Annotated in this window: 19 protein-coding genes; 7 read left to right on the plus strand and 12 right to left on the minus strand. The window is 73.6% G+C overall.

The features are described from left to right. Nucleotides 1-260 precede the first annotated feature (260 nt). The 3 genes from AB0D01_RS12435 to AB0D01_RS12445 all read left to right on the plus strand — a co-directional run bounded on the left by AB0D01_RS12435 (nt 261) and on the right by AB0D01_RS12445 (nt 4467). Nucleotides 261-1934 carry a phospholipid carrier-dependent glycosyltransferase gene (locus AB0D01_RS12435; protein ID WP_363055173.1) on the plus strand — a complete coding sequence of 558 codons (1674 nt, stop codon included), beginning with the start codon at nt 261-263 and terminating at the stop codon, nt 1932-1934. 210 nt (nt 1935-2144) lie between these two features. Then, on the plus strand, nt 2145-3824 hold the full coding sequence (locus AB0D01_RS12440) for a penicillin-binding transpeptidase domain-containing protein (protein WP_363055074.1): 1680 nt from the start codon (nt 2145-2147) through the stop codon (nt 3822-3824). A gap of 145 nt (nt 3825-3969) precedes the next feature. Then, nucleotides 3970-4467 carry a YbaK/EbsC family protein gene (locus AB0D01_RS12445; RefSeq protein ID WP_363055075.1) on the plus strand — a complete coding sequence of 166 codons (498 nt, stop codon included), beginning with the start codon at nt 3970-3972 and terminating at the stop codon, nt 4465-4467. 84 nt (nt 4468-4551) lie between these two features. On the opposite strand, the gene AB0D01_RS12450 is transcribed toward AB0D01_RS12445, so the two are convergent. From AB0D01_RS12450 to AB0D01_RS12465, 4 genes are read right to left on the minus strand one after another with little or no spacing between them, the layout of a single operon-like run. After that, nucleotides 4552-5730, minus strand: coding sequence for a serine hydrolase domain-containing protein (locus AB0D01_RS12450; RefSeq protein ID WP_363055076.1), 1179 nt, complete (start codon nt 5728-5730; stop codon nt 4552-4554). A 28-nt stretch (nt 5731-5758) separates the two neighbouring features. After that, a complete protein-coding gene (locus tag AB0D01_RS12455; RefSeq protein ID WP_363055077.1) occupies nt 5759-6652 on the minus strand; it encodes an ABC transporter ATP-binding protein in 894 nt (297 codons plus the stop codon). Then, complete coding sequence (cbiQ, locus tag AB0D01_RS12460) at nt 6640-7401, minus strand: cobalt ECF transporter T component CbiQ (protein WP_363055078.1); 762 nt, start codon at nt 7399-7401, stop codon at nt 6640-6642. Before cbiQ ends, AB0D01_RS12455 begins: the two co-directional genes overlap by 13 nt. Before the next feature lies 1 nt (nt 7402). Further along, nucleotides 7403-8464 (minus strand): energy-coupling factor ABC transporter permease, encoded by a 1062-nt coding sequence (locus AB0D01_RS12465; RefSeq protein ID WP_363055079.1) that lies wholly within the window; start codon nt 8462-8464, stop codon nt 7403-7405. 168 nt (nt 8465-8632) lie between these two features. On the opposite strand from AB0D01_RS12465, the gene AB0D01_RS12470 reads away from it, so the two are divergent. Next, nucleotides 8633-9082 (plus strand): SsgA family sporulation/cell division regulator, encoded by a 450-nt coding sequence (locus AB0D01_RS12470; protein WP_363055080.1) that lies wholly within the window; start codon nt 8633-8635, stop codon nt 9080-9082. A gap of 178 nt (nt 9083-9260) precedes the next feature. Here AB0D01_RS12470 and AB0D01_RS12475 read toward each other — a convergent pair whose 3' ends face one another. Further along, a complete protein-coding gene (locus AB0D01_RS12475) occupies nt 9261-11504 on the minus strand; it encodes an MMPL family transporter (RefSeq protein WP_363055081.1) in 2244 nt (747 codons plus the stop codon). Nucleotides 11505-11692: 188 nt separating this feature from the next. Continuing rightward, complete coding sequence (locus AB0D01_RS12480; protein WP_363055174.1) at nt 11693-12271, minus strand: TetR/AcrR family transcriptional regulator; 579 nt, start codon at nt 12269-12271, stop codon at nt 11693-11695. A 327-nt stretch (nt 12272-12598) separates the two neighbouring features. Here AB0D01_RS12480 and AB0D01_RS12485 point away from each other — a divergent pair, with 327 nt between their 5' ends. Further along, complete coding sequence (locus tag AB0D01_RS12485; protein WP_363055082.1) at nt 12599-15880, plus strand: S41 family peptidase; 3282 nt, start codon at nt 12599-12601, stop codon at nt 15878-15880. A 143-nt stretch (nt 15881-16023) separates the two neighbouring features. Here the strand turns inward: AB0D01_RS12485 and AB0D01_RS12490 are convergent, their stop codons facing one another. The 4 genes from AB0D01_RS12490 to AB0D01_RS12505 all read right to left on the minus strand — a co-directional run bounded on the left by AB0D01_RS12490 (nt 16024) and on the right by AB0D01_RS12505 (nt 19784). Further along, a complete protein-coding gene (locus AB0D01_RS12490) occupies nt 16024-16230 on the minus strand; it encodes a hypothetical protein (protein ID WP_363055083.1) in 207 nt (68 codons plus the stop codon). 82 nt (nt 16231-16312) lie between these two features. Beyond that, nucleotides 16313-17200, minus strand: coding sequence for an SDR family oxidoreductase (locus AB0D01_RS12495; RefSeq protein ID WP_363055084.1), 888 nt, complete (start codon nt 17198-17200; stop codon nt 16313-16315). Further along, nucleotides 17197-18135 carry an alpha/beta hydrolase gene (locus AB0D01_RS12500; protein ID WP_363055085.1) on the minus strand — a complete coding sequence of 313 codons (939 nt, stop codon included), beginning with the start codon at nt 18133-18135 and terminating at the stop codon, nt 17197-17199. Before AB0D01_RS12500 ends, AB0D01_RS12495 begins: the two co-directional genes overlap by 4 nt. Further along, on the minus strand, nt 18132-19784 hold the full coding sequence (locus tag AB0D01_RS12505) for an NAD(P)/FAD-dependent oxidoreductase (protein ID WP_363055086.1): 1653 nt from the start codon (nt 19782-19784) through the stop codon (nt 18132-18134). The genes AB0D01_RS12500 and AB0D01_RS12505 overlap by 4 nt, the downstream gene beginning before the upstream one ends. 153 nt (nt 19785-19937) lie before the next feature. Between AB0D01_RS12505 and AB0D01_RS12510 the strand changes: the two genes are divergently transcribed. Beyond that, nucleotides 19938-20648 carry a MerR family transcriptional regulator gene (locus tag AB0D01_RS12510; protein WP_363055087.1) on the plus strand — a complete coding sequence of 237 codons (711 nt, stop codon included), beginning with the start codon at nt 19938-19940 and terminating at the stop codon, nt 20646-20648. Nucleotides 20649-20772: 124 nt separating this feature from the next. Here AB0D01_RS12510 and AB0D01_RS12515 read toward each other — a convergent pair whose 3' ends face one another. Then, nucleotides 20773-21576, minus strand: coding sequence for an exodeoxyribonuclease III (locus tag AB0D01_RS12515; RefSeq protein WP_363055088.1), 804 nt, complete (start codon nt 21574-21576; stop codon nt 20773-20775). A gap of 38 nt (nt 21577-21614) precedes the next feature. Here AB0D01_RS12515 and AB0D01_RS12520 point away from each other — a divergent pair, with 38 nt between their 5' ends. Beyond that, the gene (locus AB0D01_RS12520; RefSeq protein WP_363055089.1) at nt 21615-22109 is read left to right on the plus strand and encodes a GNAT family N-acetyltransferase; all 495 of its coding nucleotides are present in this window, start codon (nt 21615-21617) and stop codon (nt 22107-22109) included. Between the two features lie 170 nt (nt 22110-22279). Here AB0D01_RS12520 and AB0D01_RS12525 read toward each other — a convergent pair whose 3' ends face one another. After that, nucleotides 22280-23638: a CoA transferase gene (locus AB0D01_RS12525; RefSeq protein ID WP_363055090.1), complete on the minus strand. Its 1359-nt coding sequence runs from the start codon at nt 23636-23638 to the stop codon at nt 22280-22282. Nucleotides 23639-23641 lie beyond the last annotated feature (3 nt).

Raw genomic sequence — 23641 nt, forward strand, 5'->3', positions numbered from 1 at the left:
GGTGTGCGGGGCACCGGAAAGCGGTACCGCGACGTCCGCCCCGCCCGGGAAGGGACGGGAAAGGGACGGGAAGGGACCGGAACCGCCGGAATTGCGCGGGAACACGGCCGGCGCCCGCACCCCATGGAGGCTGGGGTTCCCACAGGCGGGTTCCCTACGATGACCCGGTGACCAGTACCGCGCCGCCGCCGCCCAGCCCCGCGGGGGCCCCGCCCGTCCCCCCCGGCGGGCGCGACCTCGACCCCGAGAGCCCCGGATGGCTGCGCCGCCTGCGCGGCTTCGGCTACGTGCCGCCGGCGCCGGGGGTGGACGTCCGCACCCGCCTCGTGCCCCCGTACGCCCGCCCCTCCGCTTCGCTGTGGACGGCGCTCGGCGTCCCGCGCGGGAGCCGGGAGTCCTGGGAGCGCGTCATGGCCTGGGCGGGGCCGCTGCTGATCACGCTGGTCGCCGGGGTCCTGCGGTTCACCCATCTGGGCAGCCCGAAGGCGGTGATATTCGACGAGACGTACTACGCCAAGGACGCGTGGGCCACGGTCAAGCAGGGCTACGAGGCCAGTTGGCCCAAGGATGTCGACAAGTCGATCCTCGCCGACCCGAACTCGGTGACCCTGCCCCTCGATCCGGGCTACGTCGTCCACCCGCCCGTCGGCAAATGGGTGATCGGCCTCGGGGAATGGATGTTCGGCCTCACCCCCTTCGGCTGGCGGTTCATGACGGCGGTGCTCGGCACCCTGTCCGTCCTGCTGCTGTGCCGGATCGGCCGGCGCCTGTTCCGCTCGACCTTCCTCGGCTGCCTCGCCGGCGCCCTGCTGGCCGTCGACGGCCTCCACCTGGTCATGAGCCGCACCGCGCTCCTCGACCTGGTCCTGATGTTCTTCGTGCTCGCCGCGTTCGGGGCGCTGGTCGTGGACCGGGACAGGGCGAGGGCCAGACTCGCCGCGGCGCTGCCGCTCGACGAGGACGGCCGCGCACGCCCCGACCCCCACATCGCCCGGACGCTGAAGCTGGGGTGGCGCCCGTACCGGATCCTGGCCGGCGTCTGCCTCGGCCTGGCCTTCGGCACCAAATGGAACGGCCTCGTCGTCCTCGCGTTCTTCGGGATCCTCACCGTCCTGTGGGACGCCGCCGCGCGCCGCACCGCAGGCGCGGGCGCCCCGTACGCGGCGATGCTGCGCCGCGACGCGCTGCCCGCCTTCCTCTCGACGGTCCCGGTGGCGATCGCCGTCTACCTGGCCTCGTGGCTCGGCTGGATCCTCTCCCCCGACAACGGCAAGGGCGGCTACTTCCGCGACTGGGCCGCCAAGTACGACCAGAACAGCGCGCTGTCCTTCCTCCCCGAGTGGCTGCGCAGCCTGTGGCACTACGAGACGGAGGTCTACAAGTTCCACGTGGGCCTGACCTCCGGCCACACGTACGAGTCGAACCCGTGGAGCTGGCTGGTCCTGGGCCGGCCCGTCTCCTACTTCTACGAGTCCCCCGCCCCCGGCACCGACGGCTGCCCCGCCGGCGAGGCCGGCAAGTGCGCCCGCGAGGTGCTGGCGCTCGGCACGCCGCTGCTGTGGTGGGCGGGCTGCTTCGCGCTGCTGTACGTCCTGTGGCGGTGGTTCTTCCGCCGCGACTGGCGGGCGGGCGCCATCGCGTGCGCGCTGGCCGCGGGTCTGCTGCCCTGGTTCAACTACCAGGAACGGACGATCTTCTACTTCTACGCGGTGGTCTTCGTCCCGTACCTGTGTCTGGCCGTGGCCATGATGATCGGCGCCCTGCTGGGCCCGGCCGGCTCGTCGGAGCGGCGCCGGGCGGTCGGCGCGATCGGCGCCGGCGTCCTGGTGCTGCTCATCGTCTGGAACTTCATCTACTTCTGGCCGATCTACACGGGCCAGACCCTGCCGATGGACTCCTGGCGGGCCCGCATGTGGTTCGACACCTGGATCTGACGAGCGCCCGGAGGGAGCGCCCGGAGAAGGGCGGCCGAGACGACGGCCCGGCACCGCGCGGTGTCGGGCCGTCGCGCGTTTCGCGCCGCCTCGCGCGGCTCCGTCGCGGGAATCCCTTCGGGGCGGCCGGGGTTGGGCACTTGGAACGGAGCCGTCGCACAGCGTAGGGTCCGGGCTACGGGGAAGTTTGAACATGTTCAGGGGGATGGGATGAACGGGGCGGCCAAGGGTGCCATCATCGGCGGGGTGTTCCTCGCCATGGTCGGCGGTGCCGGGTACGGCGTGTACGCGCTCGTCGGGGACGAGACCGGCGGGAGCGACGGCGCCGCCGGCACCCGCTCGGCCTCCGCGCCCGGGAAGACCGGGCCCGTCACCGAGAAGGAGGCGACCGAGGCCGCCCGGGCCTTCCTCGCCGCCTGGGCGGCGGGCGACGACGGCGCGGCGGCCGACCTGACGAACAACGCCGAGGCCGCCCGCACCGCGGTCGCCGACTACCGCGCCAAGGCCTACGTCTCCAAGGCCGTCATCACCCCCGGCGCCCCGGACGGCACCGCCGTCCCCTTCAAGGTCGAGGCCGAGGTCACCTACGAGGGCACCACCAAGCCCCTCGTCTACGACTCGCGCCTGACCGTCGTACGCGGCGTCAGCACCGGCAAGGCGCTCGTCGACTGGCAGCCGTCGATCGTCCACCCGGACCTGCGGGCGGGCGAGAGGCTGCGCGCCGGCGTCCCGACGAGCCCGCCCGTCAAGGCCGTCGACCGCGACGGCCGGGAGCTGACGGCCGAGCTGTACCCCTCGCTGCGGCCCGTACTGGACGCGCTGCGCAAGACCTACGGGCAGAAGACGGGCGGCACCCCCGGCGTCGAGCTGTGGATCGAACCGGCCGCCGCGACCGCGTCCACGACCGCACCCGCGGAGGGCGCCGGCCGGGACGCCGCCAAGCGGACCCTGTTGACGCTGGTGCAGGGCAAGCCCGGAGAGATCCGCACGGTGCTCGACGCCGACGTGCAGGCGGCGGCGGAGAAGGCGGTGGCCGCGTACGCGGAGGCCTCCGTCGTCGCCGTCCAGCCGAGCACCGGCGACATCCTGGCGGTGGCCAACCACCGCCGCGACGGTTTCAACGCCGCGATGCAGGGCCGGCGCGCCCCCGGCTCCACGATGAAGATCGTGACGGCGGCGATGCTGCTCGACAAGGGGCTGGTGGCGGCGGACAGGACGGCCGCGTGCCCGCCCTCCGTCTCCTGGGACGGCAAGGCCTTCCGCAACCAGGGCGGCTTCAGCCTCGACGGGAAGCCCTTCTCCACCAGCTTCGCCCGCTCCTGCAACACCGCCTTCATCGGCCTGATCGACGAGGTGAAGGACAACGCCGCGCTGCCGCGCGAGGCCAAGGAGGTCTTCGGTATCGGGCTGGACTGGAAGACCGGCGTGCCCTCGCAGGACGGTTCGGTGCCCGAGACCTCGGGCACCGCCGCGGCGGCCGAGTACATCGGGCAGGGGCCGATCCTGATGAACCCGCTGAACGTCGCGTCCATCACGGCCACGGCGCGCACCGGGGTGTTCCGTCAGCCGGTGCTCGTGAAGGCCTCGTTGGACGACCGCCCGCTCGCGCGCGCTCCGCGGAGCCTGCGGCCGGGCGTGTCGGCGCAGCTGACCCAGATGATGCGGCAGGCCGCCATGACCGGAGGTACCGCGGCCGGGGCGATGGCGGCGGTCCCCGGCTCCGACAAGGGCGCGAAGACGGGTTCGGCGGAGGTGGACGGCGCGGCGAGCCCGGACAGCTGGTTCACCGCCTTCAGCGGTGACGTGGCGGCGGCCGCGATGGTCGAGGGCGGCGGGCACGGCGCCGACACGGCGGGCCGGATCGTCGCCGGCGTCCTGTCCGGCTCCTGACCGGGGCGACGCGGCGCCGGGCCGACGCCACCGGGCCGGCCCGGCGCCGCCCGGGCCGGGCCGGTGCCCCGTCGGCCGCACCCGGCCCGTCCCGGCCCGCGAAACCGGCTCGCGCGGGCGCCCTCGGCGGCGCTAGCGTCCCCGCATGACGACGTCCTCCCCCGCCCCGCATCCCCTCTTCGCCCGTGCGCTCGCCGACCTCGGCCTCGACGCCCTCGACGTGCGGACCTTCCCCGAGGGGACCCGTACCGCCGCCGACGCGGCGTCCGCCATCGGCTGCGAGCTGAGCCAGATCGTGAAGTCGCTGATCTTCGCCGCCGACGGGGTCCCGGTGCTGGTGCTCATGGACGGCTCCTCCCGCGTGGACGTGGAGGCCGTCCGCCGTGAGCTCGGGGCCGAACGGGTGACCCGCGCCGACGCCGCGCTCGTCCGCGAGACGACGGGCTACGCCATCGGCGGGGTTCCGCCCTTCGGCCACCGCACCCGCACCCGGGTGGTCGCCGACCGCGCCCTGCTGACGCACGAGGTGGTCTGGGCGGCGGCCGGCACCCCGCACACGGTGTTCCCCATGGCCCCGGCGGAGCTCATCGACCACGCGGGCGCGGCGCTGGCCGACGTACGGGAACCCTCCGCGCGACCGTGACACGTACGCCGTACGCCGTACGCCGTACGGCATGGTGGGCCGGACGTGAGCCGTCGGCCGTGACGAGCGGGCGGCGAAGGCGCCTCAGCGCGCCTGCGCCAGGCTCGCCCGAAGCGCGCGGACCAGGGCCTGGGCGCGCGGGTCCGCCGTGACGGACTTGGCCAGGGCGTTGGTGACGTAGCCGAAGCCGACGCCCGCCTCCGGGTCCGCGAACGCCAGCGAGCCGCCCCGCCCCGGGTGCCCGAACGAGGCCGGGGACAGCAGGGGCGACGCCGGTCCGTGCAGCATCCAGCCGGGACCGAAGCGGGTGTTGACGACGAGCACCCGGTCGGGGCCGGCCGCGAGCTCCCGGCCCGCGAGCGCGGTGGTCGCCGGGGTGAAGACGCGGCCGCCGTCCTCGACGACCCCGATCGTGGCGGCGTAGAAGCGGGCCAGGGAGCGTGCCGTGCCGATGGCGGCGGAGGCGGGGAGTTCGGCGGCCCGGTAGGCGGGGTCGTTCTCGTCGGGCTGCGGGTCGATGGCGGCGAAGGCGCGGCGGGTGAGGGAGTCGGGGTCGGCGTACGCCTCCGAAACGTTTCTCTTCGGCCTGATCTTCAGCGAGCCCGCGCTCTGCGGCGGTTCCACGGGCGCCACCCGGCCCACCCGGTGCGCCTCGGTGTCGGGCAGGCCGATCCACAGGTCCAAGCCCAGCGGCTCGGCGATCTCCTCCGCGAGGAAGTTGCCCAGGGTGCGACCGGTCACCCGCAGCACCAGCTCGGACAGCAGCCAGCTGAAGGTCTGCGCGTGGTAGCCGTGCGCGGTGCCGGGCTCCCAGAAGGCCCGCTGCGCGGCGATGGCGCGCGGCCCGGTGGTCCCGTCGGCCGCCTCGCCGGCGCTCAGGGGCTGGTCCAGGGCGGGGACGCCGGCCTGGTGCGCGAGGAGGTGGCGGACCAGGGCCCGGTCCTTGCCGCCGGCCTTGAACTCGGGCCAGTACGAGCCGACGGGCGCGTCGAGGTCCAGCAGTCCGCGCTGCTGGAGCAGCAGCGGGACGGCGGCCGCGACGCCCTTGCCGGCGGAGCGGACGATCTGCGCGGTGTCCTCGGTCCAGGGGTCGCTCGCGGCGTCGCCGTCGGCGTCCTTGGCGCCGGCCCACAGGTCGACGACCTTGCGGCCGTCGCGGTACACGGCGACGGCCGCGCCCCGGTCGCCGAGCACCTCGAAGTTGCGTACGAAAGCGTCCTTGACCGGCTCGAAGCCTTCGGCCACCACACCCTGGATGTTCACGAGCAGCCCAACAACGCGCGGCCTGCGCTTATGCCGCGCCGGCCGCGGCGGTGGCCCCCGTCACGGCCCCGCCCTGCGTCACGGCCCCGCTGCCCGTCACGGCCCCGCCCGCCGGCGGGGCGGGCACCGAGCGCGGGTCGAAGCCGAAGGGCAGCTCCAGGCGGTGCGCTCCCATCAGCTCCTCGTCGCAGAGCAGGTCCCGGGTGGGGCCGTCGGCCGCGATGACGCCCTCGCTGAGGATCACCGCGCGCGGGCACAGCTCCAGGGCGTAGGGCAGGTCGTGCGTGACCATCAGGACGGTGACGTCCAGGGAGCGCAGGATGTCGGCGAGCTCGCGCCGCGAGGCCGGGTCCAGGTTGGAGGAGGGTTCGTCGAGGACGAGGATCTCGGGGCGCATCGCCAGTACGGTCGCCACGGCCACCCGGCGGCGCTGGCCGAAGGAGAGGTGGTGCGGCGGCCGGTCGGCCCAGGCGGTCATGCCCACTTGGTCGAGGGCCTCGCGTACGCGGGTCTCCAGCTCGGCGCCGCGCAGGCCGGCGGCGGCCGGGCCGAAGGCGACGTCCTCCCGGACGGTGGGCATGAACAGTTGGTCATCGGGGTCCTGGAAGACGATGCCGACGCGGCGGCGGATCTCGGCGAGGTTGCGCTTCTCGACGGGCAGGCCGGCGACGGTGACGGTGCCGACCCCGCCGCCGAGGATGCCGTTGAGGTGCAGGACGAGGGTGGTCTTGCCGGCGCCGTTGGGGCCGAGGAGGGCGACGCGTTCGCCGTGGCCGACGGTGAGGTCGACGCCGAAGAGGGCCTGGTGGCCGTCGGGGTAGGCGTAGGCGACGCCGGACACCTCCAGGGAGGGGGCGGCGGTGGGGGCGGCGGAGGCGGCGGTGGGGGCGGCGGAGGCGGCGGGGGTCGTCACAGCGTCCATCCCATCAGACAGACGGCGAGGGCCGTCACCGGGAGTGCGGCCGCGTACGCCCACTGGGCGCGGGTGGCCGTCACTTCGTCGATCACCGGCATGGAGCCGGCGTAGCCGCGGCTGACCATCGCGAGGTAGACCCGCTCGCCGCGCTCGTAGGAGCGGATGAACAGGGCTCCGGCGGTCTTGGCCAGGACGCCCCAGTGGCGGATGCCGCGCGCCTCGAAGCCGCGCGAGCGGCGGGCGATGGACATGCGGCGCAGCTCGCCGGTGATCACGTCGCCGTAGCGGATCATGAAGGAGGCGATCTGGACGAGCAGGGGCGGCAGCTTCAGGCGCTGGAGGCCCAGCAGCAGGGCGCGCAGTTCGGTGGTGGAGGCCAGCAGGACGGAGGCGGCGACGCCGAGGGTGCCCTTGGCCAGGACGTTCCAGGCGCCCCACAGTCCGGAGACGCTGAGGGACATGCCGAGTACGTCGACCCGTTCGCCTTCGGCCACGAAGGGCATGAGCACGGCGAAGGCGACGAACGGGACCTCGATCAGCAGCCGGCGCAGCAGGAGGCCGGCGGGGACGCGGGCCGCAGCGGCGACGGCGGCGATGAGGGCGGCGTAGAGGCCGAAGGCCCACATCGCCTCGCGCGGGGTGGAGACGACGACGAGGACGAAGGCGAAGGTCGCGGCGATCTTGCAGTGAGGCGGCAGCTCGTGCACGGGCGAGTGTCCGTGCCGGTAGAGCCGGTGTGCGTGGCCCGCTCCCATGTCAGTGGGGGGCGGGCACGTTCGTGGCGGAGGTGGCCTGGTCGTCCGCGCGGCGGCGGCGCACGGTCCAGAAGATCCCGGTGCCGACGGCGACGGTGGCGCCCACGCCGATGACGCCGGCGAGGCCGCCGGACAGGCGGGCGTCCTCGACGTCCTTGACGCTGTAGTCGGCGAGCGGGGAGTCGGCGGCGGCGTGCTCCTCGACCTTCTGGTCGATGCCCTTGTCGGCGGCGACCTTCTCCAGGCCGTCGGGGTTGGCGGAGGCGTAGAAGGAGACGAAGCCGGCGAGGACGAGGGCGGTGACGAGGCCGGTGATCCACACGGGGCGGGTGGAGCGGGCGGCGGCGGGCACGGCCGCCGGGGCGGCGGCGGGGGCGTCGACGAGTTCGCCGCCGACGCGCAGCTTCAGGGGGGTGGCCAGGCCGCGTGCGGCGTGGACGAGGTCGGGGCGTACGGCGATGACGGCGCCGACGGTGGCGGCGGTGATGAGCGCCTCGCCGATGCCGATGAGGACGTGGACGCCGACCATGGCGGTGAGGACCTTGCCGAGGGGTACGTCGGTGGTGCCGCCGATCGCGTAGACGGCGGTGAAGGCGGCGGCCGCGGCGGGCACGGAGAGCAGGGCGCCGACGAAGGCGGCGACGGTGACCGTGCGGCGGCCGGCCGGGAGCACCTTGAGGAGGCCGCGGAAGACGCCGTAGGCGACGAGGACGGTGACGACGCCCATGACGGTGATGTTGACGCCGAGGGCGGTCAGGCCGCCGTCGGCGAAGAGGATGCCCTGCATGAGCAGGACGACGGAGACGCACAGCACGCCGGTGTAGGGGCCGACGAGTATCGCGGCCAGGGCCCCTCCGAGGAGGTGGCCGCTGGTGCCGGCGGCGACGGGGAAGTTCAGCATCTGCACGGCGAAGATGAAGGCGGCGACGAGTCCGGCCAGAGGTGCGGTGCGTTCGTCGAGCTCACGGCGTGCGCCGCGCAGGCTGACGGCGACGGCTCCGGCGGCCACCACTCCGGCGGCCACCGAGACGGGCGCGTTGATGAATCCGTCGGGCACATGCATGGAGGGCTCCGCTTCTCACACAGTCTTTAACCGTTCAAGAATAGTGCTCAGTTGCAAACCGTTGGCAAGAGCGCCCGCATCACAAATAGGAACGCGCGGTTTCGTCGGAATGTGCGAGGCTGGACGGACAAACGGACTCAATTGTTCCGATTTCGAGGAGTCGTTCCGATGTCAGCGACCGCCGAGAATCCACCGTCCACGGCGACCCCCTCCGCCGTCGAAGTGCGGGTACGCGCCCGTGTGATCACCGACGACCCCCTCTACCGGGCCATTCCGGTGGCCCTGCGCTTCACGCCCGAGGAACCGTTGGCCGTGCGCGTCGTCTTCCCCGCCGAGCTGTCCCCCGAGGGCACCGACAACGAGTGGGTCTTCCCCCGCGCCCTCCTGGAGGCGGGCCTGAGCGCCCCGACGGGCACGGGGGACGTACGCGTCTGGCCGTGCGGCCGGGTCCAGGCCGTCGTGGAGTTCCACTCCCCCGAGGGCGTCGCGGTCATCCAGTTCGACATCGCCTCCCTGCGCCGCTTCCTGCGCCGTACGTACGCGGGAACGGGAGCGGGTGCGGGAGCCGGAGCGGGTGCGAGCGCGGGCGCCGGCGCGGGCGCGGCCGTCGGCCGCTAGGCGCGCCTCACCCGGACGACGCGGGCGTCACCCGTACGGCGGGGCCTCACCCGTTCGGCGGGACGGAGCACGACGGGGCACGACGGAGCCGGCCCCGCACCCGAGGTCGGGTGCGGGGCCGGCGGTGTCGCGGCGGGCACGGGTCGGCGGTCGCCCGCCGACGGTCGCGCCCCGCCGGTCACGCGTTGACGAGCTCGCGGTCCTTGTCCGGCCCGTGGCCGTCGCCGGAACCGGAGTCGGACTCGCCGAGGTGCTTGCGCAGGCTCTCGCCCTCGACGTCCACGTTCGGCAGGATCCGGTCGAGCCACTTCGGCAGCCACCAGGCCTTGTGGCCGAGGAGCGCCAGGACCGCCGGGACGATGGCCATGCGGACCACGAAGGCGTCGAAGAAGACGGCGACGGCCAGACCGAAGCCGATCATCTTCACCATCTGCTCGCTGGCCCCGATGAAGCCGGCGAACACCGCGATCATGATGACGGCGGCGGCCACGACCACGCGGGCGCTGTACTGGAAGCCGGTCACGACGGCCTGGCCGGGACGCTCGCCGTGGACGTACGCCTCACGCATGCGGGTGACCAGGAAGACCTCGTAGTCCATCGCGAGACCGAAGACCACGCCGACCATGAAGATCGGCATCATCGACATGATCGGACCGGTCTGCTCCACCCCGAAGAGCGAGCCGAGCCAGCCCCACTGGAAGACCGCGACGACCGCGCCGAGAGCGGCGACGACCGACAGCAGGAAGCCGAGGGCCGCCTTGAGCGGGACCAGGATCGAGCGGAAGACGAGCATCAGCAGCAGGAAGGCGAGGCCGACGACGAGCGCGAGGTAGGGCAGCAGCGCGTCGTTCATCTTCTGCGAGAAGTCGATGTTCATCGCGGTGGCGCCGGTGACGAACACGTCGTCCCCGCTGCCGTCGCGGATCGTGTGGACCAGGTCCTCGGTCTGCTTGGAGGACGGACGGTCCTTCGGGATCACGCTGATGACGGCCGCGTCCTTGGCCTGGTTCTGCATCGGCGGGGTCACCGCGACCACGCCCTCCAGCCCCTTGATCCGCTCGGCGGTCTTGTCGGCGAGCGCCTTGTCGCCGTCGACGACGATCATCAGCGGGCCGTTGAAACCGGGGCCGAAGCCCTCGGACAGCAGGTCATAGGCCTTGCGCTGGGTGGTGGAGACCGGCTGGGCGCCGTCGTCCGGCAGGCCCATCTCCAGCTTGCTCGCGGGGATGGCGATCGCGCCGAGGCCGATCACACCGACCAGCAGCACCATGACGGGGCGGCGCAGGACGAAGCGGGCCCAGCGGGTGCCGCCGTTGGGCTTCGACTCGGCACCCTCGCCGGCCTTGGCTCCCTTGCCGGCCTGGGCGCCCTTGCCGCCCTTGCCGAAGATCTTGCTCTTCTCGCCCGCCGGCAGGACCTTCTTGCCGGCGAAGCCGAGGATGGCCGGGACCAGGGTGAGGGCCACCAGTACGGCGATGACCACGGTGCCGGCGGCCGCGACGCCCATCTTCGTCAGCATCGGGATGTTGACGACGGCCAGGCCCACGAGGGCGATGACCACGGTCAGACCGGCGAACACCACGGCGGAACCGGCGGTACCGGCGGCCCGGCCGGCGGCCTCGTCACGCGCGCGGCCCTCGGCGAGCTCCGCGCGGTAGCGGGAGACGATGAAGAGGGCGTAGTCGATGCCGACCGCGAGGCCGATCATCATCGCGAGGGTGGAGGTGGTGGAGCCGAGGTCGAGGACGTTGGCGAGCGCGGTGATGGAGGAGACGCCGATGCCGACGCCGATCAGCGCGGTCAGCAGCGGCAGCCCGGCGGCGACCAGCGAACCGAAGGTGATGACGAGGACGATCGCGGCGACCAGGATGCCGATGATCTCACCGGAGCCGGTCTCGGGGGCGGCCATCAGCGCGTCACCGCCGATCTCGACCTGGAGACCGGCCTGCTGGGCGGCGTGGCCCGAGTCCTTCAGCGCCTCGCGGGTGTCGTCCTTCAGCTCCATCCCGCTGACCTTGTACTTGACGCTGATGAAGGTGGTCGAGCCGTCCTGGCTGACCGCCTGCGTCTGGTACGGGTCCTCGACGGAGGCCACCTGGTCGGCGCCGGCGCCGCCCTTCAGCCCCGAGATGATCTTCTCGACCTCGGCCTTGGTGCCCGGGTCGGTGACCTTGGCGCCCGCCGGGGCCTTGACGACGATGCGGGCGGTCGCGCCGTCGGCGGACATGCCCGGGAACTTCTTGTCCAGCAGGTCGAAGGCCTTCTGGGCCTCCGTGCCGGGTATCGAGAACGAGCCGGAGGTGGGCGCGGAGGCCGTCGCGGCGCCGAAGCCCGCGGCGAACAGCAGCGCCACCCACAGCAGGGCGACGAGACCGCGGCGCCGGAAGGCGCCGCGGCCGAGCCGATAGAGGAAGGTGGCCACGTCGTGGTTCTCCCGTTTCAGGTCGTGGGATGGATCCGGGACGGATCAGGGCGTGAGGAGCCGGCCCGACGACGAGAGCGGCGTGTCAGGAACAGCGGGTGGGGAGACGGTGCGGGGACGTGCGGACCGTACGGCGTACGAGGTACGGCGTACGGGGTTCTTCTGTCCGTTGTTCTTCTGTCCGTGCTTCAGACACCGAGGGCGGGGAAGACCACGGCGTCGATGAACTCACCGAGGAACGCCCGGTCGACGGACCGGTCCTCGATCAGCGGGAGCGCGATGAACGCCCCGATGAGCATGTGCGGCACGAAATCCAGGGCCGGACAGTCCGACCGGATCTCGCCCCGGTCGACCGCACGCCGGAGCATGGCCTGGAGACCGTTGATCTCCGGGTCGACCAACAGGTCGCGCAGCGCCCTGTGGAGCTCCGGGCTCTCGTGGACGGCATGGGCCAGACCCCGCATGAGCGCGGTGTCCTTGGCCATCTGCGCGTCGTCCGAACGCTCGACCATGAGTGCGAAGTCCCCGCGCAGGCTGCCCGTGTCGATCTCCCGCAGGGAGACCGGCTGGGTACATCGCAGGGCCCGCGCGACCAGCTCCGGCTTGCTCCCCCACTGGCGGTAGAGGGTGGCCTTGCTGGACTTCGTACGGGCGGCGACGGCGTCCATGGTGAGGGCCTCGTAGCCGACCTCGCGCAGGAGGTCGAGGACCGCGCCGTGGAGCTCCGCCTCGCGCTCGGGGGTGATGCGGCTGCGCCGGCCCGCCATCGGCTCGGTCATGCCCGCCCCTTCCCCTTCGCGTCGCGCGTGGACCCGTCCACCCGGATGGGTGAGCGAGGCCGTTCCGTACTCCACAGACGATACCCGGCCACCAAGCGAAACGAAACCGTTCCGTTTCGATAGGGCAGTGGTATGGATCACGCCACGAAGCCCCCTCCCCGATCAGGCCACGCGTCGGGCCGCGAGGCACGCCACGCGCCGGCCGCGACACATGCCGTGGCACACGCCCCGGGCGCGACGCCGCCACCCGCGCGCGCGACACGTGGATCACCTGTACGAGTTGCCGCGCCCCCCTGGCGCGGAAAGCATTGGGGGGTGAGTCACGACGTCGCGTACCTCCGTTTCCCGCACCTGCACGACGACCTGCTGTGTTTCGCCACCGAGGACGACCTCTGGGTCGCCCCGCTCGTCCCCGACGGCCGAACCCCCGGCCGGGCCTGGCGGATCACCGTCGACCGGACCCGCGTCGGCCACCCGCGGTTCTCCCCGGACGGGCGGCACATCGCCTTCACGACCTGGCGCAGCCTCGACCCCGAGATCCACCTCGCGCCCGTCGACGGCGGCCCCGCACGCCGGCTGACCTACTGGGGCGCCACCGACACCCGCGTCTGCGGCTGGACCCCGCCCGACGAGGAGGGCCGCAGCGACATCCTCGCCGTCTCCTCGCACAGCCAGCCCTTCTCCTACTTCTCCTGGGCCCACAGCCTGCCCACCGACGGCAGCCCCGGCGGCCGCCTGCCCTGGGGCCCCGTCTCCGACATCGCCGTCCACGACGGGGCCGACGGCGAACGCCGCACCCTCCTGCTCACGGGCAAGCCCCCGCACGAGCCCGCCGCCTGGAAGCGCTACCGCGGTGGCGCCACCGGCCGGCTGTGGCTGCACGGGCAGCGCCTGCTGGAGGACATCGAGGGCCACCTCGACTCCCCGATGTTCGTGGACGGCCGCATCGCCTTCCTCTCCGACCACGAGGGCATCGGCAACCTCTACTCCTGCCTGCCCGACGGCACCGACCTGCGACGCCACACCGACCACGACGCCTTCTACGCCCGGCACGCCTCCAGCGACGGCTCCCGCGTCGTGTACCAGTGCGCGGGCGACATCTGGCTCGTCGACTCCCTCGCCCCCGACGCCCTCCCCCGCAGGCTCCCCGTCCGCCTCGGCGGACCGCGCGCGGGGCGGCGTACGTACCAGGTGCCGGCCGCCAGCCACGTCGACTCGCTGTCCGTCGACACCACCGGGCGGGCCAGCGCCGTCGTCGTGCGCGGCAGCCTGTACTGGCTCACCCACCGCGACGGCCCCGCCCGCACCATCGCCGACACCCCCGGCGTGCGGGTGCGCCTGCCCGAGATGCTCGGCAGCGGCGGCCAGATCGCCTACGTCACCGACGCCGAGGGCGAGGACGCGATCGAGATCGCCTACCTGCCCCGCGCCTCCGGCGACCGCGAACCGCGCCGGCTGGCCTCCGGCGAGCTGGGCCGCGTACAGGAACTGCTCTCCGACCCCGACGGGGAACGCCTCGCCGTCGCCTCCGACGACGGCCGCCTCCTGCTCCTCGACGCGACGGAGGAGTCCAACGGGGAGGTGACCGAGCTGATCCGGTCCATCAACGGGCCGGTGACCGACCTCGCGTTCTCCCCCGACGGCTGCTGGCTGACCTGGTCCCACCCGGGCGTGGGCCGCTCCCTGCGGCAGATCAAGATGGCCCGGATCGCCGGCCCCGGCGCCCGTACGATCGTCGACGTCACCAACGGCCGCTTCGACGACGAGAGCCCCGTCTTCACCCGCGACGGCCGCTACCTCGCCTTCCTGTCCTGGCGCGGCTTCGACCCCGTCTACGACGTGCACACCGGCGACCTGTCCTTCCCGCTGGGCTGCCGCCCCTACCTGGTGCCGCTCTCCTCGGCCACGCCCTCCCCCTTCGCCTTCACCCCCGACGGCCGGCCCGCCGCCGGCGGCCTGGACCCCGTCGAGGGCGAGCCCGGCGAGGGCGACGGCTCGGTGACCGTCGAGGTCGAGGGCCTCGAAAGCCGGGTCACGCCCTTCCCGGTGACGGCGTCGAAGTACTCCGCCCTCCACCCGGTCAGCGGCGGCGGACTGGTGTGGCTGCGCTGGCCCATCTCGGGCGCGCTCGGCGAGACCTTCGCCAACCCGACCGACACCAGCGGCAAACCCACCCTGGAACACTTCGAGATCACCAAGGCCCGCAAGAGCGAACTGGCCTCCGGACTGGACTGGTTCGCGGTCAGCGGCGACGGCACCCGCCTCGTCCTCAACGACGACGGCGACCTGCGCGCCGTCCCCGCCACCGAGTCCGGCGACGGCGACTCCACCGTCTACCTCGACCTGCGGCGCATCCTGCACGAGGTGGACCCGGCCGCCGAGTGGCGCCAGGCCTACGAGGAGGCCGGCCGGATCATCCGCGCCTACTTCTGGGAGCCGAGGATGTGCGGCATCGACTGGGACGGGGTGCTGCGCCAGTACCGCTCCCTGGTCGAATCGGTGGCCTCCCCCGACGAGTTCGCCGACCTGCTGCGCGAGGTCCTCGGCGAGCTGGGCACCTCGCACGCCTACGTCTCCCCCGCCCGCCGCAACGAGGGCCCGCCCCACTACCAGCGGGCGATCGGCCTGCTCGGCGCGAACCTGGTGTGCCGGGAGGACGGTTGGATGGTCAAGCGGATCCTGCCCGGCGAGTCCTCCGACTCCAAGGCCCGCTCCCCGCTCGCCGGCACCGGCATCCGCGAGGGCGCGATCCTCACCCACGTCGACGGCCGCCCCGTGGACCCGGTGGCGGGCCCCTACCCGCTGCTGTCGGCGGCCGGGGGCACCACCGTCGAGCTGACGTTCCGGCCGGCGGAGGGCGAGGGCCGGGCCCGCCGGGTCGCGGTCGTCCCCCTCATCGACGAACGGCCGCTGCGCTACCAGGACTGGGTGTCCAAGCGCCGCGCCGTGGTCCGCGAGCTGAGCGGCGGACGCTGCGGCTACCTCCACATCCCCGACATGGGCGGCTCCGGCTGGGCGCAGTTCAACCGCGACCTGCGCCTGGAGGTGTCACGGCCCGCCCTGATCGTCGACGTGCGCGGCAACGCGGGCGGTCACATCAGCGAGCTGGTGGTGGAGAAGCTCACCCGCTCGATCCTCGGCTGGGACCTGACCCGGGGCGCGCAGCCCGTCTCCTACGCCTCCAACGCGCCCCGCGGACCCATCGTGGCCCTGGCCGACGAGGCGACCTCCTCCGACGGGGACATGATCACCGCCGCGTTCAAGCTGCTGGGGCTGGGCCCGGTGGTGGGCCAGCGCACCTGGGGCGGGGTGGTCGGGATGACCGGCCGGCACACCCTGGGGGACGGCACCGTGATCACGGTGCCGATGAACGCCGCCTGGTTCCCCGAGTACGGCTGGTCCGTCGAGAACCACGGCGTGGAGCCCGACCTCGCGATCCTGCGCACCCCCCTGGACTGGGCGGAGGGTCGGCACGCGCAGCTGGACGACGCCGTGCACCTGGCGCTGGAACTGCTGGAGCAGGATCCGGCGGCCGTCCCGCCCGGCTACACGGACGTACCGGACCGGCGACGCCCGAAGCTGCCGCCGCGCCCGTAGACCGGCGCGGCGAGCGCGACGAACGCGGCAAGCGGGACGAGGAAGGGACGGGACGAGGAAGGGGCGCCACCCGTGCACGACACGGACGGCGCCCCTCGGTTCTCGTCGGGCTCGTGGTTTCTCGTCGGGTTGTCGTTCTTCCCTCAGTCCTCGAAACGGTCGTCGAAGACGTCCCGGGCCCGGTCGGCGCGCTCGGTCGCCCGCGGTGCGGAGGGGGCGGCCGATGTCCCGACCGGCGCCGACGCGGCGTCGGCGGAGGCGGAGACCTGCTCCCGACCCTCGCGCGCGGCGGCCTCGGCCCGCTCGGCGAGCCGCCTCGCCTTGTCCTGGAACTGGTCCTTGAGACCCATGGCGTTACCTCCTGGAGGGTGTCGGGGCGTGGCCCCGCCCAGCCTGGCACGCGGCGACATTCCGCGCATTTCGGCCGGTCGGCTACGGGAGGTGCCGGGCGCGTTCCCGTTCGTCGGCGGCGCCTCCGGCGCCCACCAGCCCCTTGGCGACGCCCGCGAGCCTCGGCTCGAACCGCCGCATCTCCCGCTTGCCGGCGGCCGCGATGATCCCCGGCAGGTAACCCCGGGTGCCCTGCATGCCGCGCAGCCACCACTGCGCGTAGACGTGCGGCGAGCGCCGCTCGATGCCGGCGACGATCCGGTCGACGGCCGGGCCCAGCGGGTAGGTGCGGTTCGAGGGCCAGGGCAGCCGCTGCCGCAGCTCGCGCATGACGTCGTTCTCGTCCGCCCCGCGCACCATGTCGGTGTCGGTCCAGGAGAGGTAGCCGACGCCGACGCCGACGCCCTTGTACCCGACCTCCGCGCGCAGGCAGTGCGCGAACGCCTCGACCCCGGACTTGGAGGCGCAGTAGGCGGTCATCATCGGCGCGGGGGTGATCGCGGCGAGGGAGGCGATCTGGAGGAAGTAGCCGCGGCTCTCGGTGAGGACGGGCAGGAAGGCGCGGGCGGTGACGGCCCCGCCGATGAGGTTGACCTCGATCACGCGCCGCCAGGCCACCGGGTCGGAGTCGCCGAAGGGGCCGCCGGCGGCGACGCCCGCGTTGGCGACGACGACGTCGACCTTCCCGAACCGCTCCTTGACCTCCCCCGCGACGCGGGCCATCGCCTCGTGGTCGGTGACGTCGGCGTGCCAGTGCTCGCTGTCGGTGTGGAGCCGTTCGGAGACCTCCTTGAGGGCTTCGGGCTCCAGGCCGACCAGCGCGATCCGGGCGCCGCGCGCGGACAGCTTGCGGGCGAGCAGTTCCCCGACGCCGCGGGCCGCCCCGGTGACGACGACGACCTGGCCTTCCAGACTCCTGCGAGCGCTCACTGCGTCTTCTCCTTCTCGGGGGCGGAAAGGTACAGGGCGGTCAGTTCGCGGACGGCGGCGGTGACGGCCTCCGGCGCTTCGACGGGGGTCATGTGGCCCGCGCCGGTGAGTTCGGTCAGGCCCACGCACCGCGGCAGGGCGGCCGCGATGCGGCGGGCGTGGGCGATGGGGGTGAGGCGGTCGGAGCGGCCCGCGAGGACGGCGGTGGGCAGGGTGAGTCGGGCGAGCCCGGCGTCCAGGTCGAGTCCCTCCAGGACGTGGGACCAGGCGTGGCGTACGTCGGCGGGGCAGGCGTGCACGATGCGGGCGCAGGCCTCGACCCGGTCTGGCGCGGAGCCGGCGGCCATGGTCGCGTACTTGAGGACGGCCCGCGTGAGGGGTGTGACGGGGCCGAGGGGGAAGCGGGATCCGAGGACGGCCGAGGTGACGCGGGTCCGCGCGCGTCCGGGGCGCAGCGGCAGGACGGTGGACTCGGCGACCAGGCGCGAGCTGCCAGTGCTGCACAGCAGGGCGGCCGCGGCGTGCTCGGTGAACTCGGGGCGGTCGGCGGCGGCCATCACCGTCATGCCGCCCATGGAGTGGCCGGCGACGACGGCCCGCTCGCCGGGGGCGAGGCCGGCCTTCAGTACGGCGGCCAGGTCGTCGGCGAGGGCTGTGGTGCTGTACCCGTCGGCGCCGGCCGGGGCAGCGGGGCTGCGGCCGTGGCCGCGCTGGTCGTAGGCGATGACGCGGTGGTCGACGGCCAGTTCCCGTATCTGCGCGGCCCAGAAGGCGGTGGAGCAGGTCCAGCCGTGGGACAGGACCACGGCCGGGGCTCCTTCGGGGCCGTGCAGTTCCACGTGCAGGCGGGCGCCGTCGGCGGAGACGGCGGTCAGTTCGCGCGCCGCGACCGGGGGCGCCCAGGGCCCGGAGGTGACGTGCCCGGGGCGGCTCACGCGGCGCCCTCCCCGCCGGCGGCGGCGCGGCGGGTCGGACGGGTCCTGGCGGCGGCCGTCGCCGCGGCGGCCTTCCCGGCAGCGGTCGTACGGGCGGCGGTCGTACGGGCGGCGGCGGTCGCGTGGGCGGGTTCGCGGCGGCGTACGACCTCGTACTCGGACAGGTCCACGCCGCGGGTCTCGCGGCGGAACTCCCCGGTGGTGCCGGGCCAGACGGTGGTGTTGCGGCCCTGCGCGTCCAGGTACCAGCTGGTGCAGCCGCCGGTGTTCCAGACGGTGCGTTCCATGCGGGCCTGGACCCGCCGGTTCCACTGGTTGACGGCGGAGGGGCGCGCGGCGAGGGCGGTGCGGCCCCGGGTGCCGCCGGCGTCGAGGAGGGAGAGCTGGCGGAGGTAGTCGGCCATGTAGTTCAGCTGGGACTCGATCATGAGGATCATCGAGCTGTTCCCGAGTCCGGTGTTCGGGCCGATGATCGTCATCCAGTTGGGGAAGCCGGCGGCGGTCGCCCCGCGCAGGGCCTGCATCCCGTCCTTCCAGCTCTCGGCGAGGGTGCGGCCGTCGGCGCCCACGACGCGGTCGGCGATCGGCATGTCGGTGACGTGGAAGCCGGTGCCGAGGATGATCGCGTCGACCTCGGTCTCGGTGCCGTCGGCGGCCACGAGCACCGAGCCCCGGACCTCCTTGAGGCCGGAGGCCACCAGGTCCACGTCGGGGCGGGCCAGCGCCGGGTAGTACTCGCTGGAGAGCAGGATCCGCTTGCAGCCGATGCGGTAGGACGGCGTCAGCTTGGCGCGCAGCGCGGGGTCCTTGATCGACCGCGCCATGTTGGCCTTGGCCAGCGATTCGATCAGTCCGAGCCGGTCGGGGTACTTGGTGAACGCGCTGACCTGGAGTTCGCGGATCCCCCACAGCAGCCCGCGGCGCGCGGCCCCCGTGAAGGGCAGTCGGCGGTGCAGGCCGCGCTCCAGCGCGCTGATGGCCCGGTCGGTGCGGGGCATGACCCACGGCGGGGTCCGCTGGAAGAGCGTCAGGTGCTCCACGTCGGGGGCGATGGCGGGCACGATCTGGATCGCGGAGGCGCCCGTACCGATCATGGCGACGCGCTTGCCGCGCAGGTCGTAGTCGTGGTCCCAGCGCGCCGAGTGGAAGACCTTGCCGGGGAAGTCGGCGAGGCCGGGGATGTCGGGCAGCTTCGGGTCGGACAGCGGCCCGGTGGCGGAGACGACCACGTCGGCGGTGAGGTCGCCGGCGGAGGTCTCGATCTCCCAGCGCAGTTCCCGCTCGTCCCAGCGCATCATCCGCACCTCGTGGCGCAGGCGGATGTGCGGGCGCAGCCCGAAGGTGTCGGCGACGTGCTCCAGGTACTCCCGGATGGCCGGCTGCCCGGAGAAGGTGCGGGGCCAGTCGGGGTTGGGGGCGAAGGAGAAGGAGTAGAGGTGGGACGGCACGTCGCACGCGCATCCCGGATAGCTGTTGTCGCGCCAGGTGCCGCCGACGGAGTCGGCCCGTTCGAGGACCACGAAGTCCGTGATCCCCTCGCGCCGCAGCCGTACGGCCGCCCCGAGCCCGCCGAATCCGGACCCGATCACCGCCACCCGTACGTGGTCGCGTCCGTCCGTGTTGACCTTGCCGTCCCCGCCGCTGCCCATGCCCGCCGCCTTCCGCTTCCGCAGTCGTCCCAGCCACCACACCCGCAACACTGCCAGCAATCACTGGCACAATCGGGAGGGTAGAACAGCTCCGTACCCATGGGTAGGGGTCGCGCCCGGAAAGTTACCGGGGGTACGCCCTAGGCTGCCGGTGTGGTGGACGACGAGGCGACGACGCAGACAGGGAACACGGTGCGCGAATACCGGACGGAGGAACTGGCCGAGGCCGCCGGCATCCCCGTGCGCACCCTGCGCTTCTACCGCGAGCGCAAGCTCCTGCCGCCACCCCGCCGCGAGGGCCGCATCGCCTGGTACGACGACCACCACCTGGCCCGGCTGCGCACCATCGCCGCCCTCCTCGAACGCGGCCACACCCTCGGCGGCATCGCCGAACTCACCGCCGCCTTCGAGAACGGCCGCGACGTCGGCCAGCTCGGCGAGCTGCTCGGCATCGGCTGGTCGGAGGAGACCCCGGTACGGCTGACCCCCGAGGCCCTCGCCGACCACTTCGAGGGCGAGGTCACCCCGGAGAACCTGGCGGCCGCCCTCGACCTCGGCTACATCGCCACGGACGGCGACGCGATCGTCCACGTCAGCCGCCGCCTCCTGGAGGTCTCCTCGGCGCTGGTGCGCGAGGGCGTCCCGCTCCCGGCCGTCCTGGAGACGGGCCGACTGGTGCGCGAGCACGCCGACACCCTGGCGGCCCTGTTCACCGAGCTGATCTCCACGCACATCGGCGACGACGCCCTGACGCGCCTGCGCCCCCTGGCGAAGAGCGTGGTCGAGGCGGAGCTCACGATGGCGATGGACCGCCTGCACCAGCAGCGACAGCACCCGTCACCCCAGCCCCGTCACGCGCCGTAGCACCACGGGCCGTCGCACCGCCGACCCCGGCACCACACGCATCAGCACCACGCGCCGCAGCACCACGGACCGTCGCACCGCTCTCCGCGCCGTGCTACCTCGACCGGCCGGCCGGCCCGGTGCCTCAGACCGCCGACTCGTAGACGACCGTCACCGGCGCGTGGTCCGACCAGCGCTCGGGGTGCGTCTCGGCCCGCTCCACGTACGCCTTCACCGCCCGCGCCGCCAGCCCCGGTGTCGCGACCTGGAGGTCGATGCGCCAACCGGCGTCGTTGTCGAAGGCCCGGCCCCGGTAGGACCACCAGGAGTACGGGCCCTCCTGGTCCGGGTGCAGACCGCGCACCACGTCGACGTAGCCGGCCTCGCCGTACACCTTGCCGAGCCACTCCCGCTCCTCGGGCAGGAAGCCCGCGTTCTTGCGGTTGGTCTTCCAGTTCTTGAGGTCGGCCTCGTGGTGGCAGATGTTCCAGTCACCGCACACCACCACCTCCCGCCCGTCGGCGGCGGCCCGCACCCGCAGCTTGCCCAGGTACTCCAGGAACTCCGCCATGAAGCGGTACTTCTCGTCCTGCTTCTCGGTGCCCGCCTCGCCCGACGGCAGGTACAGGCTGGCCACGGTCACACCGGGTAGGTCGATCTCGACGTAGCGGCCGGAGGCGTCGAACTCCTCGCTCCCGAAGCCCACCCGGACCGCCTCCGGCGCCCGCCGCGCGTACAGCGCGACCCCGGCCCGGCCCTTGATCACGGACGGGGCGAACACGGTGTGCCAGCCCTCCGGCTCCCGGGCCTCCACCGGGATCTGCGTCTCCTCGGCCCGCACCTCCTGGAGGCACACGACGTCGGCGCCGGATCCCGCGAGCCACTCGACGAAGCCCTTCTTCGCGGCGGCGCGGATCCCATTCACGTTCACGGAGGTAACGGTCAGCATCCCTGCACCATAGCGGGACCTTTCCGTACGCTATTCGAATGTCTCACGGTATAAACCTCCGCGCCGTGCCGTACGACCACCCCGACGCGGTCAAGCTCGAAGCCCAGGTCCAGGTCGAGTACCAGGCGCGCTACGAGGGTGAGGGCGACGCCACCCACCTCGACCCGGCGATGTTCGACCCGCCGAACGGCCTCTACCTCCTGGCCTACGACGCCTCGGGCACCCCCGTCGCCAGCGGGGGCTGGCGCCGCCAGGACCACAACGAAGAGGGCTACTCGGACGGCGACGCCGAGCTCAAGCGCATGTACGTGATCCCCGAGGCCCGCGGTACGGGTCTGGCCCGGCGCATCCTCGCGGAGCTGGAGGACGACGCCCGCGCCGCCGGCCGCGTCCGCATGGTCCTCGAAACCGGCGACCAGCAGCCGGAGGCCATCGCCCTGTACCTGTCCTCGGGCTACGCCATGTCGGAGAAGTTCGGCTACTACCGCTTCCACGACTCCAGCCGCTGCATGAGCAAGCCCCTCCACCCCTGACCACCCCACCGCCGGCCGGCCCCGGCCCCGCACACCCGGGGCCGGGGGCCGTGAGCCTCGGGGTCGTGAGCCGCGGAGTCGACGAATCGACTGATCGACGGATCGCCATCCCGGGCCGCTCACCGGTCGGGCGGGCGGTCGGGCGGGCGGTCACCCGAGCGGGCCGGCGGTCACCGCTCCAGCCACACCGCCCGGTCGCTCCCCCACCGCGACGGCCCCCGCCGCCACTCCCCGAACGGGCTCGCCGCGTACCGCAGCGCCCCGTACGCCGAGTCCCCCTCGCGCAGCCAGGCCGCCGCCTCGTACTCCTGAGCGCCGGCCCCGTCCGCCGCATCCGGATCCGCGTCCGCGTGCGCGGGCAGGTCGCGCGTCAGCCAGGAGGCCGTCCCGGCGAGGGAGAACCGCAGCAGCCGTCCGCCGCCCTCCGCGAGCGCCCGCAGCACGCCGGCCGCCATGAGGTAGCCCGTCCCGTGGTCCAGGGCCTGCGCGGGCAGCGCCCCGGGCCGGCCGTCCTCGCCGCAGGCGGCGGAGATCCCGTAGCCGGCCTGCACCAGCGAATCGAAGCCGCGTCGGCCGGCCCACGGGCCCCACGCCCGCCGACCCCACGCGCACAGCTCGGCCACGACCAGGTGGGGCCGGCGCTCCAGCAGCCGTTCCCCGTCCAGCCCGAACCGCTCCAGCGCCCCCGGCCGGTACCCCGTCACCACGACGTCGGCCCCGTCCAGCAGCCCTTCCAGCACCGCCCGGTGCCCCGCGTCGGCGAGGTCCAGCAGCGCCGACCGCTTCCCGAATCCGGTGTCGGCGTACGCGTCGTCCGCCTCCCGCAGCCGCGGCGCGTCGATCCGCAGCACGTCGGCGCCCAGCACCCCGAGCGTGCGGGTGGCGACGGGGCCGGCGATGACCCGGGTCAGGTCCAACACCCGTACCCCCGAGGCGGGCAGCGGGCCGGGCGGCATGTCCAGGACCCGCCCGTCCCCGACGCCGTGCCCCCGGACGTGCTCCACCAGGGGCTGCGGCGGCCCGAGTTCCTCCGTCACGGCGACGGCCAGCCCCCCGGCCGCGTACACCCGCTCCTGGGCCTCCACGGCGTCGAGCAGGGCCAGCGCGTTACGTACGGCGTACGGGGTTTCGGGTACGCCCAACGCCCGTACGAGCGCGGCCTCGTGGTGGGGGTAGTTGGCATGGGTCCGCACCCAGCCGTCGGCGGCCGGCCAGAAGCCCGACAGCGGCGCGAACGACACCGGCGCCCGCCCCTCGACCCTCAGGTGCCGTTCGCTGACGAACGCGGTCGCCACGGCCCCCTCGTCGACGACCACGGGGGCCGCGTCACCGACCGGCAGGCCGGCCCGCACCGCGGCCAGCTCCGCCGCCGCGAGCCCGCACACCCCCACCGTCGCCCGCGCCAACTCCCGGACCGGCAGCGGGCCCTCCAGGCCGCCCGCACCCCGGTAGCGCACCCTGTCGACCGCTTCCGCCGCCCCGCCCAGCGCCTGCCACGCCTGGACCGTCCCACCGTCATGGCTCGTCATACC

This window comes from Streptomyces sp. NPDC048606, from assembly GCF_040650855.1.
In the GTDB taxonomy this organism is placed as follows: domain Bacteria; phylum Actinomycetota; class Actinomycetes; order Streptomycetales; family Streptomycetaceae; genus Streptomyces.

Excerpts from the sequence above, each read along its gene's own strand:
- AB0D01_RS12515 (WP_363055088.1), bottom strand. The coding sequence starts at position 21,576 with ATGCTGACCGTTACCTCCGTGAACGTGAATGGGATCCGCGCCGCCGCG.
- AB0D01_RS12470 (WP_363055080.1), top strand. The coding sequence starts at position 8,633 with ATGTCAGCGACCGCCGAGAATCCACCGTCCACGGCGACCCCCTCCGCC.
- AB0D01_RS12525 (WP_363055090.1), bottom strand. The coding sequence starts at position 23,638 with ATGACGAGCCATGACGGTGGGACGGTCCAGGCGTGGCAGGCGCTGGGC.
- AB0D01_RS12465 (WP_363055079.1), bottom strand. The coding sequence starts at position 8,464 with ATGCATGTGCCCGACGGATTCATCAACGCGCCCGTCTCGGTGGCCGCC.
- AB0D01_RS12505 (WP_363055086.1), bottom strand. The coding sequence starts at position 19,784 with ATGGGCAGCGGCGGGGACGGCAAGGTCAACACGGACGGACGCGACCAC.
- AB0D01_RS12455 (WP_363055077.1), bottom strand. The coding sequence starts at position 6,652 with ATGGACGCTGTGACGACCCCCGCCGCCTCCGCCGCCCCCACCGCCGCC.
- AB0D01_RS12440 (WP_363055074.1), top strand. The coding sequence starts at position 2,145 with ATGAACGGGGCGGCCAAGGGTGCCATCATCGGCGGGGTGTTCCTCGCC.
- AB0D01_RS12490 (WP_363055083.1), bottom strand. The coding sequence starts at position 16,230 with ATGGGTCTCAAGGACCAGTTCCAGGACAAGGCGAGGCGGCTCGCCGAG.
- AB0D01_RS12520 (WP_363055089.1), top strand. The coding sequence starts at position 21,615 with ATGTCTCACGGTATAAACCTCCGCGCCGTGCCGTACGACCACCCCGAC.
- AB0D01_RS12445 (WP_363055075.1), top strand. The coding sequence starts at position 3,970 with ATGACGACGTCCTCCCCCGCCCCGCATCCCCTCTTCGCCCGTGCGCTC.
- AB0D01_RS12480 (WP_363055174.1), bottom strand. The coding sequence starts at position 12,271 with ATGGCGGGCCGGCGCAGCCGCATCACCCCCGAGCGCGAGGCGGAGCTC.
- cbiQ (WP_363055078.1), bottom strand. The coding sequence starts at position 7,401 with ATGGGAGCGGGCCACGCACACCGGCTCTACCGGCACGGACACTCGCCC.